The 15,181-nt window shown below is 70.0% G+C and carries 14 protein-coding genes and 1 pseudogene; 7 read left to right on the top strand and 8 right to left on the bottom strand.

Features of this window, described 5'->3' with window-relative positions; genetic code table 11:
• The first annotated feature begins 135 nt into the window (after positions 1-135).
• Genes ACFVH5_RS37705 through ACFVH5_RS37695 form a run of 3 tightly spaced genes read left to right on the top strand, consistent with a single transcriptional unit; the run spans position 136 to position 3,479 of the window.
• Positions 136-1,152: a carbohydrate ABC transporter permease gene (locus ACFVH5_RS37705; RefSeq protein WP_385838199.1), complete on the top strand. Its 1,017-nt coding sequence runs from the start codon at positions 136-138 to the stop codon at positions 1,150-1,152.
• A complete protein-coding gene (locus tag ACFVH5_RS37700; RefSeq protein WP_384803430.1) occupies positions 1,149-1,979 on the top strand; it encodes a carbohydrate ABC transporter permease in 831 nt (276 codons plus the stop codon). Before ACFVH5_RS37705 ends, ACFVH5_RS37700 begins: the two co-directional genes overlap by 4 nt.
• Before the next feature lie 9 nt (positions 1,980-1,988).
• Positions 1,989-3,479 (top strand): glycoside hydrolase family 3 protein, encoded by a 1,491-nt coding sequence (locus ACFVH5_RS37695; RefSeq protein WP_385838198.1) that lies wholly within the window; start codon positions 1,989-1,991, stop codon positions 3,477-3,479.
• A gap of 338 nt (positions 3,480-3,817) precedes the next feature.
• Here ACFVH5_RS37695 and nagB read toward each other — a convergent pair whose 3' ends face one another.
• On the bottom strand, positions 3,818-4,603 hold the full coding sequence (gene nagB, locus ACFVH5_RS37690; RefSeq protein WP_385838197.1) for a glucosamine-6-phosphate deaminase: 786 nt from the start codon (positions 4,601-4,603) through the stop codon (positions 3,818-3,820).
• Positions 4,604-4,788: 185 nt separating this feature from the next.
• Here nagB and ACFVH5_RS37685 point away from each other — a divergent pair.
• Both ACFVH5_RS37685 and ACFVH5_RS37680 read left to right on the top strand, forming a co-directional pair.
• Positions 4,789-5,243 (top strand): annotated as a pseudogene (locus tag ACFVH5_RS37685) (TetR/AcrR family transcriptional regulator).
• A 394-nt stretch (positions 5,244-5,637) separates the two neighbouring features.
• On the top strand, positions 5,638-7,104 hold the full coding sequence (locus ACFVH5_RS37680) for a sensor histidine kinase (RefSeq protein ID WP_384803478.1): 1,467 nt from the start codon (positions 5,638-5,640) through the stop codon (positions 7,102-7,104).
• A gap of 297 nt (positions 7,105-7,401) precedes the next feature.
• On the opposite strand, the gene ACFVH5_RS37675 is transcribed toward ACFVH5_RS37680, so the two are convergent.
• Together ACFVH5_RS37675 and ACFVH5_RS37670 are read right to left on the bottom strand one after the other, a co-directional pair.
• On the bottom strand, positions 7,402-7,659 hold the full coding sequence (locus ACFVH5_RS37675; RefSeq protein WP_016639615.1) for a WhiB family transcriptional regulator: 258 nt from the start codon (positions 7,657-7,659) through the stop codon (positions 7,402-7,404).
• Positions 7,660-7,977: 318 nt separating this feature from the next.
• Positions 7,978-8,946: a diacylglycerol/lipid kinase family protein gene (locus tag ACFVH5_RS37670; RefSeq protein WP_384803421.1), complete on the bottom strand. Its 969-nt coding sequence runs from the start codon at positions 8,944-8,946 to the stop codon at positions 7,978-7,980.
• 159 nt (positions 8,947-9,105) lie between these two features.
• Between ACFVH5_RS37670 and ACFVH5_RS37665 the strand changes: the two genes are divergently transcribed.
• Positions 9,106-9,549: a hypothetical protein gene (locus ACFVH5_RS37665; RefSeq protein WP_384803418.1), complete on the top strand. Its 444-nt coding sequence runs from the start codon at positions 9,106-9,108 to the stop codon at positions 9,547-9,549.
• Between the two features lie 54 nt (positions 9,550-9,603).
• On the opposite strand, the gene ACFVH5_RS37660 is transcribed toward ACFVH5_RS37665, so the two are convergent.
• From ACFVH5_RS37660 to ACFVH5_RS37650, 3 genes are all read right to left on the bottom strand, one after another.
• A complete protein-coding gene (locus tag ACFVH5_RS37660; protein ID WP_384803415.1) occupies positions 9,604-10,749 on the bottom strand; it encodes an RNA polymerase sigma factor SigF in 1,146 nt (381 codons plus the stop codon).
• The gene (locus ACFVH5_RS37655; protein ID WP_055512819.1) at positions 10,746-11,159 is read right to left on the bottom strand and encodes an anti-sigma regulatory factor; all 414 of its coding nucleotides are present in this window, start codon (positions 11,157-11,159) and stop codon (positions 10,746-10,748) included. Before ACFVH5_RS37655 ends, ACFVH5_RS37660 begins: the two co-directional genes overlap by 4 nt.
• Positions 11,160-11,410: 251 nt before the next feature.
• Positions 11,411-11,671 (bottom strand): UBP-type zinc finger domain-containing protein, encoded by a 261-nt coding sequence (locus ACFVH5_RS37650; protein ID WP_384803412.1) that lies wholly within the window; start codon positions 11,669-11,671, stop codon positions 11,411-11,413.
• A gap of 61 nt (positions 11,672-11,732) precedes the next feature.
• Here ACFVH5_RS37650 and ACFVH5_RS37645 point away from each other — a divergent pair, with 61 nt between their 5' ends.
• A complete protein-coding gene (locus ACFVH5_RS37645) occupies positions 11,733-13,328 on the top strand; it encodes a Na+/H+ antiporter (RefSeq protein ID WP_384803409.1) in 1,596 nt (531 codons plus the stop codon).
• On the opposite strand, the gene ACFVH5_RS37640 is transcribed toward ACFVH5_RS37645, so the two are convergent.
• Both ACFVH5_RS37640 and ACFVH5_RS37635 read right to left on the bottom strand, forming a co-directional pair.
• On the bottom strand, positions 13,325-14,260 hold the full coding sequence (locus tag ACFVH5_RS37640; RefSeq protein WP_385838196.1) for a 1-aminocyclopropane-1-carboxylate deaminase/D-cysteine desulfhydrase: 936 nt from the start codon (positions 14,258-14,260) through the stop codon (positions 13,325-13,327). The two genes, ACFVH5_RS37645 and ACFVH5_RS37640, sit on opposite strands and share 4 nt — an antisense overlap.
• A gap of 90 nt (positions 14,261-14,350) precedes the next feature.
• Positions 14,351-14,941: an N-acetylmuramoyl-L-alanine amidase gene (locus ACFVH5_RS37635; RefSeq protein ID WP_385838194.1), complete on the bottom strand. Its 591-nt coding sequence runs from the start codon at positions 14,939-14,941 to the stop codon at positions 14,351-14,353.
• Positions 14,942-15,181: the final 240 nt, after the last annotated feature.

Below are 15,181 nucleotides of genomic sequence, written 5' to 3'. Positions count from 1 at the left end.
ACCCCGACCGGGTCGAAATAACCCCCGCCGCCCGCGCTCCCTTCTAGACCCCCGGCGGGCGGGACCCCGCCCCCCCCGCCCCCCCCCCGCCGGCGCATTCAACTGCGAACCCCGATGGTGGAAGAGATGGCGAGCATGTCAGTGCAGACCGACCGCACGGACACAGGCACGGCCGCCGCGCCCGGTGTCCGTAAGACCGACGTACCCCCGCCCGACGACACAGGCACACGCAAGGGCAAGGGCGGGCGCCCGGCCGGAAGCCGCGGTGGCGTGTCCGCCCCGTACGTGCTCCTGCTGCCCGCGCTGCTCGCCACGGTGATCCTGCTGGGCTGGCCGCTGATCAAGAACGGCATGCTGTCGTTCCAGAACCTCAATCCGCGCCAGCTGATCCTCCACCTCACCGAGTGGAGAGGGTTCGACAACTACACGGACGTCCTGAGCAGCGCGGACTTCTGGAAGGTCGTCCAGCGCACGGTCGTCTTCACCGCCGTGAACGTCGTCCTCACCATGGTGCTCGGCACGCTCGTCGGCCTGCTCCTCGCCCGGCTGGGCAAGCGCATGCGGCTGGTCCTGCTGCTCGGTGTGGTGCTGGCCTGGGCGATGCCGGTGATCGCCGCGACCACGGTCTACCAGTGGCTGTTCGCCCAGCGCTTCGGCGTCGTCAACTGGCTGCTCGCCAAGGCGGGCTGGACGTCGATGGCCGACTACAACTGGTTCGGCACGCAGCTCTCCACCTTCTCCGTGATCACCCTGCTGATCGTCTGGCAGTCGATCCCGTTCGTGGCGATCAACCTGTACGCCGCCACGACCACCATCCCCAAAGAGCTGTACGAGGCCGCCTCCATCGACGGGGCCGGCACCTGGAAGAGCTTCACCTCCGTGACCTTCCCGTTCATCCGGCCGTTCCTGTGGGCGACGACCTTCCTCGAAGTCATCTGGATCTTCAAGGCGTTCCCGCAGATCTTCGCCATGAACAAGGGCGGCCCGGACCGGCTCACCGAGACCCTGCCGATCTACGCGTTCGTCGAAGGGCCCGGCAACCAGCACTACGGGATGGGAGCGGCGATCTCGTTCCTGACGATCCTCATCCTGCTCGCCCTGACGGCCTACTACCTGCGTACCGTTCTCAAGCAAGAGGAGGACGAGCTGTGAAGCGCTCCCTGATGGCCCGGCTGTGGCCCAACGCGACGGCCCTCGTCCTCTTCGTGGTCTTCACGTTCCCCGTCTACTGGATGTTCGCGACGGCACTGAAGCCGACCGGCGACATCATCGCGGACACCCCGGTCTTCGTACCGACGGACATCACGTTCGACCACTTCCAGAAGGCGCTCGACGCCGACCACTTCTGGACGCTGGTCGGAAACTCCCTGACGGTGACCGTCCTCGCGGTGGTCTTCTCCCTCGTCATCGGGCTGCTCGCGTCCTTCGCGCTGGCCCGGATGCGCTTCAAGGGCCGCCGCGGCTTCCTGCTGACCTTCATGATCGCGCAGATGGCCCCCTGGGAGGTCATGGTCATCGCGATCTACATGATCGTGCGCGACGCGGACCTCCTGAACAGCCTCATACCGCTCACGGCCTTCTACATGATCATGGTGCTGCCCTTCACGATCCTGACACTGCGGGGCTACGTCGCCGCCGTGCCGAAGGAGCTGGAGGAGTCGGCCATGGTGGACGGCTGCACCCGCCGGCAGGCCTTCGTGAAGGTCATCTTCCCGCTGCTCGCCCCGGGTCTCATGGCGACCTCGCTCTTCGGTTTCATCACGGCGTGGAACGAGTTCCCGCTGGTCCTGATCCTCAACAAGGACGCCGAGAAGCAGACGCTCCCGCTGTGGCTCTCCAGCTTCGAGACGACGTTCGGCGACGACTGGGGGGCCACCATGGCCGCGGCATCGCTCTTCGCCATCCCGATCCTGGTCCTGTTCGTCTACCTCCAGCGCAAGGCCGTCAGCGGACTCACCTCCGGCGCCGTGAAGGGATAACGCCACCCGATGACCACCATTGCCTCCGGCACGGACACGCTGACCCGCGACGCCCTCGCCGTCCTGCAGCCCGGCTTCACCGGGACCTCCGCACCCTCCTGGCTGCTCCGGCGGCTCGGCGAGGGCCTCACCTCCGTCGGCCTCTTCGGCCGCAACATCGCCTCCCCCGGCCAGCTCGCCGCCCTCACCGCCCAACTGCGCGCGGAACGCGACGACGTCCTGGTCGCCATCGACGAGGAAGGCGGTGACGTCACGCGCCTCGAGGTGCGTACGGGATCGTCGTTCCCCGGCAACCACGCGCTCGGCGCGGTCGACGACGTGGCGCTGACCGAGGCCGTCGCCCGCGAACTGGGCCGCCGGCTGGCCGACTGCGGGGTCAACCTCAACTGGGCCCCCTCCGCGGACATCAACTCCAACCCCCGCAACCCCGTCATCGGCGTACGGTCCTTCGGCGCCGACACCGCGCTGGTGGCCCGGCACACCGCCGCGTACGTCTCCGGGCTGCAGTCCGCCGGCGTCGCCGCCTGCACCAAGCACTTCCCCGGCCACGGCGACACGGCGGTCGACTCCCACCACGCGCTGCCGCGCATCGACGCCGACCTGTCGGTGCTCCACGCCCGTGAGCTGGCCCCCTTCCGCGCGGCGATCGCCGCCGGCTCCCGGGCCGTGATGAGCGCGCATATCCTGGTACCGGCCCTCGACCCGGCCCACCCCGCGACCCTCTCCCGCCGTGTCCTCACCGGACTGCTGCGCGAGGAACTCGGCTTCGACGGGCTGATCGTCACCGACGGCATGGAGATGCAGGCCATCTCCGCGACCTACGGCATCGAGCGGGGCAGCGTCCTCGCGATCGCCGCCGGCGCTGACGCGATCTGCGTGGGCGGGGGACTCGCCGACGAGGCGACGGTCCTGCGACTGCGGGACGCGCTGGTCACGGCCGTCCGCTCGGGCGAACTCCCCGAGGAACGCCTGGCGGACGCGGCGGCCCGGGTCCGCGCACTGGCCTCCTGGACCACCTCGGCCAGGCCGTCGGTACCGGCAGCCGTCACGGACGGTGCGGAGATCGGCCTGGTGGCGGCCCGCCGCGCGCTGACCGTCACCCGCGGCACGCACTACACGCCCCTCACCGAGGCCCCGTACGTCGCCGCCCTCACCCCCGTCGCCAACATCGCCGTCGGGGACGAGACCCCCTGGGGCGTCGCCGCCGAACTGCGGCGCCTGCTGCCGGGCACGGAGACCGGCAGCTTCACGGGGGAGGGGGCCGGGGCGGAGGTACTCGCCGCCGCCGGTACGCGCCGTGTGGTCGCCGTGGTCCGCGACGCCCACCGCCACGCCTGGATGGCCGAGGCCCTGGACACCCTGATCGCGTCCCGCCCGGACACGATCGTCATCGAGATGGGCGTCCCCCAGACCCCACCCCAAGGCTCCCTCCACATCGCCACACACGGCGCGGCCCGAGTATGCGGCACGGCAGCAGCAGAATCCCTCACAACCCCCTGAGCCCCGACCGCCGCTTTCAGGGGCGCGCGGGGGAACGCCACGCCCAGCCACAACGCTTTTGAGGGGCGCGGGGAACGGCGCGGCCGGCCACGACGCTCCCGCACCTGACAAAGCACCGCGGCCGGCGAGGCTTTTAAGGGGCGCGGGGAACGGCGCGGCCAGCCACAACGAACCCGCACCCGACAACGCACCACCGCCGCCCGCAGGGCACAAGTAAGGGTCCGGGTTCACCACGGGGGAACCCGGACCCTTCGCATGCCACCCGGCTACCGCAGGTGCGTCGTCCGGCCACAGGAGCGTCGTGGCCGGCCGCACACTCCCCGAGCCCAGGGGGGGGGCTAAATACCCTGCCAAGCCGGCTTGTTGGAGTAGGTGTGCCGGAAGTACTCCGCCAACTTCAGCTTGGACGCGGCAGCCTCATCCACCACAACCGTCGCATGCGGATGCAGTTGGAGCGCCGAGGCCGGACACACCGCGGCCACCGGCCCCTCCACGGTCGCCGCCACCGCATCGGCCTTGCCCTCACCCGTGGCCAGCAGCACCAGATGCCGCGCCTCCAGGATCGTCCCGATCCCCTGCGTGATCACGTGATGCGGCACCTGCTCGATGTCGCCCTCGAAGAACCGCGCGTTGTCGACCCGCGTCTGCTCGGTCAGCGTCTTGATCCGCGTACGGGAGGCCAGCGAGGAGCACGGTTCGTTGAACCCGATGTGCCCGTCGGTCCCGATCCCGAGCAGTTGGAGGTCGACCCCGCCCGCCTCGGCGAGCGCCCGGTCGTACGCCTCGCACGCCGCCCGTACGTCCTCCGCGGTCCCGTCGGGCCCCATGAACGCCTCCAGGTCGAGCCCCAACGGCTCCAGCACCTCGCGCCGCAGCACCGACCGGTACGACTCGGGGTGCTCGGCCGGCAGCCCCACGTACTCGTCGAGCTGTGCGACCCGCGCGCGCGAGACGTCCACGCCGCCGGCGCTCACCGTCGCCGACAGCGCCTGGTAGATGGGCAGCGGAGTGGAACCGGTGGCCACCCCGATCAGGGCGTCGGGCTTGTGCCGGAGCAGCTCCGCCATGGCTCCGGCAATGAGCTCGCCACCTGCCTTGGCGTCCGAAACGATGACAACTTCCACGCTGGGCCTGCCGTTCTGAAGGGGGAACTCACCTGCATATGTGGTATAGACCAATCTAGCAGAGCACTCCTCTCCAGTCGCGTCTTCGCGGACGGCCGTATCCCAGGGGAAATCCCGCCGGAAATCCCGACGGGGTCCGAACGGGGGGAGATCATTTCTCTGGCCCCCGCCATAAAATCCACCCCATGGTGAACAGGCGCCGTGGCCGCCCCCGCTCCTTCGACCGGGACGCCGCACTGGAAAGGCGATCCTGGCCTTCTGGGAACACGGTTACGAGGCGACCTCCGTCTCCGGCCTGACCGAGGTCGTGGGCATCGGCGCCCCCAGCCTCTACGCGGCCTTCGGCGACAAGCGCTCCCTCTTCGCGGAGGTCGTGGACGCGCACGGCACGCGGTACGGATCGTTCGCCGCCCAGGCCCTAGCGGAGAGCCGACGGCCCGCGCCGCGGCGCACCGTCGGCAGCCGCCTGGAGGCCGCGGTCGCCGCGGGCGAACTGTCCGGGGACACGGACACGGCGGCGCCGGCCCGGCACACCGGCGCCATGATCCAGGGAATGTCCCAGCAGGCCCGCGACGGAGCCACCCGGCGGCAATTGGAGGCAGTGGCGCAACTCGCCATGCGCATCTGGCCCCGCCCGTGAACCGCCCGGGGTTAGGCTGCGTGGTGCAAGGAGGACGCGAGTTGTTGGATTAATGGACAACAACAAACATCCGACAACGCATGGACAGCCGTAGTGGTCTAGTCCAGAATCATAGGCAAAGCCCACATGCGCAGCTGAATGACCAAGCCTCCGCCTTCCCCGCACAGGAAGGCGGATCGAGGAGCCGGCGCTCTCTGCCCTGACTGCACCGGGTCCTCGTCCTCGGCCGATCGGGACCGCACACCCCGTGGCCGATGTTGCTCCGGGCTGCGGTGCCGGGAGGGTTGAGGGTCCCTCTCAGGCGCCGCGGCCCGCGGGTGTCTCCGGGGGCCTTGCGGGTGGCTGATTTCGGGTCTTGTCGTACCTGACGGGTACGCTCGCACATGTGCCCTCCATGAACGACCTCGTACGCCAGCACACCGCGCTCGGTGACTCCGACCTCGAGTGGCTGCATCTGCTGGTCTCGGAGTGGCAGCTGCTCTCCGACCTCTCCTTCGCCGACCTCGTCCTGTGGGTCCCCACCCGCGACGGCACCCGCTATGTCTCGGTCGCCCAGATGAGGCCCAACACCGGCCCCACCTCGTACCAGGACGACATGGTCGGCCACCTCGTCCCGCGCGGCCGGCGCCCCATGCTGGACGCGGCCCTGGACGAGGGCCGGATCGTGCGCGAGGGCGACCCGGAGTGGCGCGAGGAGGTCCCCGTACGGGTGGAGTCCATCCCCGTACGACGAGAGGGCCGCGTCCTCGGCGTCATCGCCCGCAACACCAACCTGCTCACGGTCCGCACGCCCTCCCGGCTCGAACTCACCTATCTGCAGAGCGCGTCCGACCTCGCCCAGATGATCGCGGCGGGCTCCTTCCCGTTCCCCAACCAGCAGGTCGACATGGACGCCTCGCCGCGCGTGGGCGACGGCCTGATCCGGGTGGACGCGGACGGCGTCGTCCAGTACGCGTCGCCGAACGCGCTGTCGGCGTACCACCGGCTCGGCCTCGCCGCCGACCTGGTCGGCCATCACCTCGGCCAGACCACCGCCGAACTCGCTCCGTCCCGGGGGCCCGTGGACGAGGCGCTGGAGAAGGTCGCCAGCGGCTGGGCGCCCCGCGAGTTCGAGATCGAGAGCAACGACGGCGTGATCCAGCTGCGCGCGATCCCGCTGAAACCCAAGGGCACGCGCGTCGGTTCGCTGGTCCTGCTGCGCGATGTGACCGAACTGCGTCGCCGCGAGCGTGAGTTGATCACCAAGGACGCGACCATCCGGGAGATCCACCACCGGGTGAAGAACAACCTCCAGACGGTCGCGGCCCTGCTGCGCCTCCAGGCCCGCCGTATCGAGTCCGACCGGGGCCGCGAAGCCCTCGAAGAGGCGGTGCGCCGGGTCGGCTCCATCGCCATCGTGCACGAGACGCTGTCCCAGAATCTGGACGAGCGCGTGGAGTTCGACGAGATCGCCGACCGGGTGCTCGCCATGGTCGCCGAGATCTCGCCGGGCAAGGTCGTCGGCCGGCGCTCGGGCCGCTTCGGCATACTCGACGCCGAGGTCGCGACCCCGCTCTCCATGGTCCTCACCGAGATCCTGCAGAACGCCCTGGAGCACGGCTTCCGCGAGGGTGAGCGGGGCACGGTCGAGGTGTCCGCGGTCCGCGGCGGCACGTCGAAGGAGAACCGCCTGCTGGTCACGGTCCAGGACGACGGGGTGGGCCTGCCCGAGGGCTTCGACCCGCACCGCTCCGGCAACCTCGGCCTGCAGATCGTACGGACGCTGGTCGAAGGCGAGTTGGGCGGCACCTTCGACATGGTCCCGGCCCCCGAGCGCGGCACCCAGGTCGTCCTGGACATCCCGGTGCGGACCCCGAAGTAGCCAAAGGCGTATGAGCCGCCTGGATATGCCAGGCGGCTCCGAGCCCCCAACGGCCCCTCACGCAACTCCCGTACCTTCCGCACCACTACTTCACGAACACGCTGCGTAATCTCCACCGCAGGGAACGCGGCGACGAGCACCGCGGTGGCACAGCAATGAGCCCCGGACCACTGCGTGGTCCGGGGCTCAAAGTGTCATTCGGTTGCGCATCGGGGGTACTGCGCGCTGCGGCTCGGGGGCGGGAGATGCGTACACGCTGTACGCGCCGCCAAGCTCAGGCTGTTGCGGGGTGGGTTGTCAGGCGGAAGCCTGACGGGCCCGGTTGCGGGCGGCGCGGCGCTTCATTGCGCGGCGCTCGTCCTCGCTGAGACCACCCCAGACGCCGGAGTCCTGGCCGGACTCAAGCGCCCACTGCAGACACTGCTCCATGACGGGGCAACGACGGCAAACGGCCTTGGCTTCCTCGATCTGCAGCAGCGCAGGACCGGTGTTGCCGATGGGGAAGAAGAGCTCGGGGTCTTCCTCGCGGCAAACGGCGTTGTGACGCCAGTCCATGGCTGCTACCTCTCCTTGGTATTACATGCACGTTGCTTGTGAATGTGAACGCTTTCACGAATCCCTCAACAAGTGAAGGGCCGACTACCAGACGGACTGGTGTGGTCCTTTGAAGTGAGGAGGGGTTCCGGCGCTCTGTGGGGGCGATGTTGCGGCCCGTCCCGAGCGCCACGTAGAGACTCGCAAACCTCAGCGGCGGATACAACCCCTACCGGAAAGTTTTTTTTGATTCCTCGGTGTCGACTAGGTCACAGCCGTACTTCCATGGGGTGGATCCTGGCCTAAACGTTCGAGTGGAAGGACTTTAGCCCGTTCCGCTCACACAATCACACGCAGTGCACGGCGAACGCCTGTGAACGCGACGCTCGTACGCAGTCCGAGGTGGTCGCCGTCCATCTGGAGGGGGAGTGGGACCTTCGAATGCAAGGTGAAGTCGGTCAGATCGTGCAGGGACACCGCGTGCTTGCCATGGGGTCCGCGGGCGGGGGACGAAGTGAGCAACTGGGTGCCATACCGGGCAACCGCGGTCGTCGACATCCGGCTGAGACCCAGTACGTCGAGCCCGGTATCGAACGAGGCCTTAGGTGACGCGTACACCGGGCGATTGCCCAGATACGTCCACGGGGAGGTGTTGCAGACTATCGACAGCACCAGATCGGTCACGGGGTCGGAACCCGGCCGTTCCAGCGTGATCGTGCCGCGGCGCCGATGGGTCTCCCCGAAGAACTGGCGCATCGCCTGACGCAGATAGAGCGAGTGCGTGGAGCGTTTGCCGCGTTCCCGGTGCTGTTCGACCCGGCCGACCACGCCGGCGTCGAAGCCGAGCCCCGCGTTGAAGGTGAACCAGCGGGAGGGGACGCCCTCGTCGTCGCTGCCCGGTGTGCCCGCGGCGAGGCCGAGGCCCACCGTGCGCTCCCGGCCCTCGCGCAGGGCGTCCAGCAGGGCACCCGTCGCCTCGACGGCGTCGTTGGGCAGGCCCAGGGCGCGGGCGAAGACATTGGTGGAGCCGCCGGGGACGACGGCGAGGCCGGGCAGCCGGTCGGGGTCGGGGCCGTTGTGCAGCAGACCGTTCACGACCTCGTTGACCGTGCCGTCGCCGCCGAGGGCCACGACCAGTTCTATGTCCTTGCTCTCCGCGGCCTGCCTGCCGAGGTCTCTCGCATGGCCGCGGTACTCGGTGGTGACCGCTTCGAGTTTCATCTCGCTCGCCAGCGCGTGGATCAGAACGTCACGCGTGCGTGCGCTGGTGGTGGTAGCTGCCGGATTGACCACAAGAAGTGCACGCATGCGATGCAGCGTACCTACCGCGCGGTACTCGTCCCATACCGAGGTGAGGATCAGGTGAGAGCGGGACGGCTCGCCGGGTGTCCTGCTGGACACGCCCCTGGACGTCCGCGGGTGCACGGCGGCCGTGGGCGGCCAGGGGGCGAGGGCTACCCTTCAGGGGTGAGTCCTGAGCAGAATCCCACCCCGGAAGACGTCGGCGCCGAACCCCGCCCCGTGCGGCTGACCACGGCGGCCGCGCTCGTCGCGCTGGAGGGGGTCGCCCTCGTCGCCGGGGGCGTCTACCTGCTGGTGATGGGCCTCACCGGCCATCCGGACGACCGGAGCCAGGCGGTCACCGGGGGTGTGACGCTGATCGCGCTCGCCCTGCTGCCTCTGCTGGCCGCGCGGGGACTGCTGCTGCGCCGCAGCTGGAGCCGGGGGCCCACAATCATCACGCAGATCATGGCGCTGCCCGTCGCGTACAACCTGCTCCGGGCCGACAGTCTCGCCATCCCCGGAGGGATCGCCCTGGCGGTGGTGGCGGTCGCGACGCTCGTACTGATCCTGAACCCCGAGGCGACGCGGGCCCTGGGGATCACCGGGCCCGGCGCGGCACGGGAGTAGTTCTCGCCGGTGGTCCGCCGCGCCCCTGCCGGGGCGCGAGCCGTGACGTGCCGCCTACTCCTCCACCAGCAGCTTCTCGCGGAGCTGGGCCAGCGTCCGGGCCAGCAGCCGGGAGACGTGCATCTGCGAGATGCCGACCTCCTGGGCGATCTGCGACTGGGTCATGTTCGCGAAGAAGCGCAGCAGGAGAATGCGCTTCTCGCGCGGGGGCAGGTCCTCCAGGAGCGGCTTGAGGGACTCCCGGTACTCGACGCCCTCCAGGGCCTCGTCCTCGGAGCCGAGCGTGTCCGCGACGGCCGGGGACTCGTCGTCCGTGTCGGGGACGTCCAGGGACAGCGTGGAGTACGCGTTGGCCGACTCCAGGCCCTCCAGGACCTCCTCCTCCGAGATGCCCAGTTTCTCGGCCAGCTCGTGCACGGTGGGGGAGCGGCCGTGCTGCTGCGAGAGCTCCGCGGTCGCCGTGGTCAGCGCCAGCCGCAGCTCCTGCAGCCGGCGCGGAACCCGTACCGCCCAGCCCTTGTCCCTGAAGTGCCGCTTGATCTCGCCGACGACCGTGGGAGTCGCGTACGTCGAGAACTCGACACCGCGCTCCGGGTCGAACCGGTCGACCGACTTGATCAGGCCGATGGTCGCGACCTGGGTGAGGTCGTCCAGCGGCTCACCGCGGTTGCGGAAGCGGCGCGCGAGGTGCTCCACGAGCGGCAGATGCATCCGGACCAGCTGATTGCGCAGTTCCGCGTACTCCGCGCCCGTGCTGTCCAGTTCGCGCAGCTCGATGAACTTGGCCCGCGCACCGGCACGGTTGTGGGGGTCGTGGTGTGATCCCGACGCGCCGTTGTCGGCGTTTCGCTCGTGTTCGTGCTGCTCGCTCATGATCCCGCCCGTCACCCGCCGCCGCCCTTCCAAGGACGTCCCCCCAGACTCCGTCCGGGGGGACCCCCACTGCGCGGCAACGTCTGGATCCTGTCGCCCGTCACTGCCGGAAAGCGCCTCGCGCTCGTCCTGGTCGATCGGCTCTCCCCGAGCCGTCCCGGCCACCGGGGAACTGCCGTCCTCCGGGTGCGGCCGGGCCTGCTGCTCGGGGATGCCGTCGACGCCTTCCGCCAGACGCCGGGGCCCGCCCGGGCCGCCTTCGCCCGTGGCGGAAAGTTCCCGTGTGCCGCGCTCTTCGTCCCGCACCGGCCCGTCCCCGTTCCTCACGCCGGCCCGGGTCCCGCGCCGCGCTGTTTGTAGAGGCTGATCGAAACGGTTTTGTCGTCGGCCACCGAGGAGGAGACCTTGCCTGCGAGGGCCGACAGCACGGTCCAGGCAAAGGTGTCCCGCGCGGGGGCGTGGCCGTCGGTGGTCGGGGCCGAGACAGTCACCTCAAGCGAGTCGTCGATCAGGCGGAAGACACAGCTGAGCACGGAGCCCGGCACCGCCTGTTGCAGAAGGATCGCGCACGCCTCGTCCACGGCGATACGCAAATCCTCGATCTCGTCGAGGGTGAAGTCCAAGCGCGCCGCGAGGCCGGCCGTGGCCGTACGCAGCACCGACAGGTAGGCACCCGCAGCCGGCAGCCGGACTTCCACGAAGTCCTGGGTCGCGGGCTCGCCTGCGATCTGGGACACCCTCACCTCCAAGGTGGTACAAGCTCTTTCGGGGGCCGAGGGTCGCCCCCCGGGGTAACGCGCTACGTGTTTCAGCGGTGACGCTATCGCGCTCTCAGGTTTCCTGTCCCCGGGACCCCAACCCCTTGCTGTCACTCATAGTAAACCTATGTATACGCACAGTGGCTAGGGGTCTGCGGGCCCAATTGGGAAGAGGGCGCGCCGGATTGACGTACCCAGACGTCAGAGCATCGAACCGTCCGGAACCCACGTCACACCAGCACGTGGTCGACGAAGCACCAGCGCCAGTTCTCACCGGGTTCGAAGGTCCGCATGATCGGATGCCCCGTCTCCTTGAAATGCTCTGTGGCGTGCCGCAGCGGCGACGAGTCGCAGCAGCCCACGTGACCGCAGTCCAGGCACAGTCGTAGCTGCACCGGGTGCGAACCCACCGCCAGGCATTCGAGGCAGGTGTCGCTCAGCGGTGCGGGTTCCGGCTGCGGCAGCGCGTCGGCGTGCGTGCACTGTTTCATGATTGCCAGATTACGTCGGGTGTGCGGGAATCCGCGCGCAAATGAAAGCGGGCCGATACCGATGCATGTGATGCCCCTGCTCCTGCTGATCGCGGGCAGCGCCGCGGTGGCGGGCGCCGCGCGCCGTACTCCGGTGCCCGCGCCCCTGCTCCTCGTGGCGGCGGGCCTGATCGTCTCGTACGTGCCCGGGGTGCCCGACTACACCCTCGACCCCCATGTGGTCCTGCCGCTGCTGCTGCCCCCGCTGCTCTACACGGCCGCCACGGACAGCTCGTACCTCGATCTCCGGGCGCAGATCCGCCCGGTCGCCCTGCTGTCGGTCGGGTACGTGCTGTTCGCGACGTTCGCCGTCGGCTGGGCCGCGTACGTGATCGTGCCGGACCTGTCGCTCACCGCGGCGCTGGTGCTCGGCGCGGTCGTGGCGCCGCCGGACGCGGTCGCCGCCACCGCGGTGGCGCGCCGGGTCGGGCTGCCGTCGCGGGTCACCACGATCCTCCAGGGCGAGTCGCTGGTGAACGACGCGACCGCGATCACCGCCTACAAGGTGGCGCTGGCCGCCGCCGTCGGCGAGGGCGCGACCTGGGCGGGCGGCATCGGCGAGTTCCTGCTCGCGGCGCTCGGCGGCATCGGCGTCGGACTCGTCCTGATGATGCCGATCCACTGGATGCGCACGCACCTGAAGGAGGCCCTGCTGCAGAACTCCCTGTCGCTGCTGACGCCCTTCTTCGCCTACGCGGTCGCCGAGCAGGTGCACGCCTCCGGAGTGCTCGCCGTGGTCGTCGTCGCGCTCTACCTGGGCCACCGCAACTGGGAGGTCGACTTCGCGACCAGGCTCCAGGAGGAGGCCGTCTGGAAGATGGTCGCGTTCATCCTGGAGTCGGCGGTCTTCGCCCTCATCGGCCTGCAGCTCCCGGTGATCCTCAAGGGCCTCGGCGAGTACGAGGGAGCGAGCGCGGCCTGGTACGCGGTGGCCCTCTTCGTGATCGTCGTCGCCACCCGCTTCGCCTGGGTGTACCCCGCGACCTACCTGCCGCGCCTGCTGTCCGCGCGGATCAGGAAACGCGAGGAGAACCCCACCTGGAAGGGGTCCTTCGTCATCAGCTGGGCCGGCATGAGAGGCGTGGTCTCCCTCGCCATCGCCTTCTCGATCCCGCTCACCGCGGACGGCGGCGAGGACTTCCCCGGCCGCAACATGATCCTCTTCCTGACCTTCACGACGGTGATCGGGACGCTCGTCGTGCAGGGACTGTCGCTGCCGCCGCTCATCCGCCTGCTGAAACTCCCCGGGCGGGACCAGCAGGCCGAGACCCTCGCCGAGGCGAACGCCCAGGCGCAGGCCTCCCGGGCCGCCGAGCGGCGCCTGGAGGAACTCCTCTCCGACGAGCGCAACACCCTTCCACCACCCCTGGCGGACCGGCTGCGCACGGTCCTGGAGCGCCGCCGCAACGCCGTCTGGGAACGCCTCGGCCAGGTCAACAGCGTCACCGGCGAGACCGCGGACGACACGTACCGGCGGCTGTCCCGGGAGATGATCGGCGCCGAGCGCGCGGTCTTCGTGAAGCTGCGGGACGGCCGTTTCATCGACGACGAGATGCTGCGCACCCTGCTGCGCCGCCTGGACCTGGAGGAGGCCGCAGCGTTCCGCGAGGGCACCTAGGAGGGGTCGTCCGGCCTGCCCGTGATCACGGCCGCGACCGTCGTCCCGCGCGGGAACGCGCCCTCCGCCGCGAGGGTCACGAGTCCGTACAGCGACTTGGCGACATAGAGACGTTCGACGGGCAGGCCGTGGCGCTGCTCGAAGTCGTCCGCGAACGCGTCGAGTCCGGGAGTCGTACGGGCGTAGCCGCCGAAGTGGAAGCGGTCGTCGAGGGACCAGTCGCCGCGCGGGCCGCCGAACGCCTCCTCCTGGAGGGCACGTATGCCGGCGCCGAGGAAGCCGCCCTTCAGGACCGGAATGCCCAGCGCACGCCTGCCGGGCGGCAGGCCCCCGGCCAGCCCCGCCAGGGTGCCGCCCGTGCCGCAGGCCAGCGCGACGACGTCGGCGTGCTCGCCCAGCTCCTCGCCCAGCGCCGTGCAGCCACGCACGGCGAGGGCGTTGCTGCCGCCCTCCGGGACCACGTACGCGTCCTCGCAGGCGGTCGAGCGCAGGAGCGCGGCCAGGGTTGCCGGCTCGCCCTTGCGTCGGTACGTCGATCTGTCGACGAAGTGGAGTCGCATGCCGTCGGCCGCGCACCGGGCGAGGGACGGGTTCAGCGGACGGTCGGCGAGCTCCTGGCCGCGGACCACACCGACGGTGGGCAGTCCCAGGAGGCGCCCGGCCGCCGCGGTGGCCCGCAGATGGTTCGAGTACGCGCCGCCGAAGGTGAGCACCGTGCGGCCGGCCGCCGCCCGCAGGTTCGGGGCCAGCTTGCGCCATTTGTTGCCGATCAGCTCCGGGTGGATCAGATCGTCCCGCTTGAGCAGCAGCCGCACCCCGTGGCGCGCGAAGCGCTCGTCCACGGCCTCCAGGAGCGGCGACGGCAGCCGTGGCCGCAGGACGCCGAGATCGAGGTCGGGATCGACTGCTTCAGGGGTGTCGGGGCCGGTCACACCCCCATTGTCGGACACGCGTCCGAGCGACACGCGGGCTGCGCCGACACCGCACCGGTCAGGTCCGGCCCCGTAAGGGGAGCCCGGCCGTCACTGCAGGAGGCCGCGGACGCGGGCCCGCATGGCGGCCATGGTGAAGCCGCGGGGGTCGATCTTGCCCGGCTGCCATTCCAGGTGACCGATCACCGAGCGCTCCGTCCAGCCGTGGTGGCGGCACACCGCCGCCGCGGCCCGCGCGATGGCGTCCAGCTGGGCCGCGGGCCAGGGATCCTCGCCGTCGCCGAGGTTCTCGCACTCGAAGCCGTAGAAGTGGCGGTTGCCGTCGGTGTTCGCCTCGTTGTCCGACGGCAGGGCCGTCTCCGCGATGACCGCCCGCAGGACGTCGTCGTCACCGAGGCCCGCGTGATTGGAACGGCCGTAACCGACGAGGTGGACGCGGCCGTCCTTGGTGATGACGCCGTGACACAACGGGCCCGGCAACCCGCTGTAACCGTCACGACAGATCTCGACCGTGCGCTGACTGCCGGACGTCACCGTGTGGTGGATCATCACGCCGTGGACCGGGCCCCACGGCCCCTTGTGGTTGCGGTTGTGATGCTCCCAGTCGCCGACCTCGACGACAGTGATCTCCTCGGCCTTGAGCCGGCTCAGAAAGCTGCCCGCGGACATGGGTGAGGCCACGGCCGCCTCCTCACAGGGCGCGACGGCCACCCGCCGTGGCCGCCTCGTACCGCTGCTTGTACCCGCAACTCCCCTGGAGGGACCACCTGTTCGCACAGGGAGGTGCCTGGGGCGGGCTGCCGGGCCCGGACGTCGGGTGCTAGGTCCTGTCGTCAAATTCCCGACGTCCGCCCGGAGGGCGGGCCGGGCGGCGTCTGGTGCGTGCTCTCGGTGTGCCGGGCGGAAGGCCTCGTACTGGAC

It is taken from the genome of Streptomyces sp. NPDC127119, assembly GCF_042677425.1.
Lineage (GTDB): Bacteria > Actinomycetota > Actinomycetes > Streptomycetales > Streptomycetaceae > Streptomyces.
Note: the sequence above shows the minus strand (reverse complement) of the source record. Positions and strands in the feature narration are given on the sequence as shown.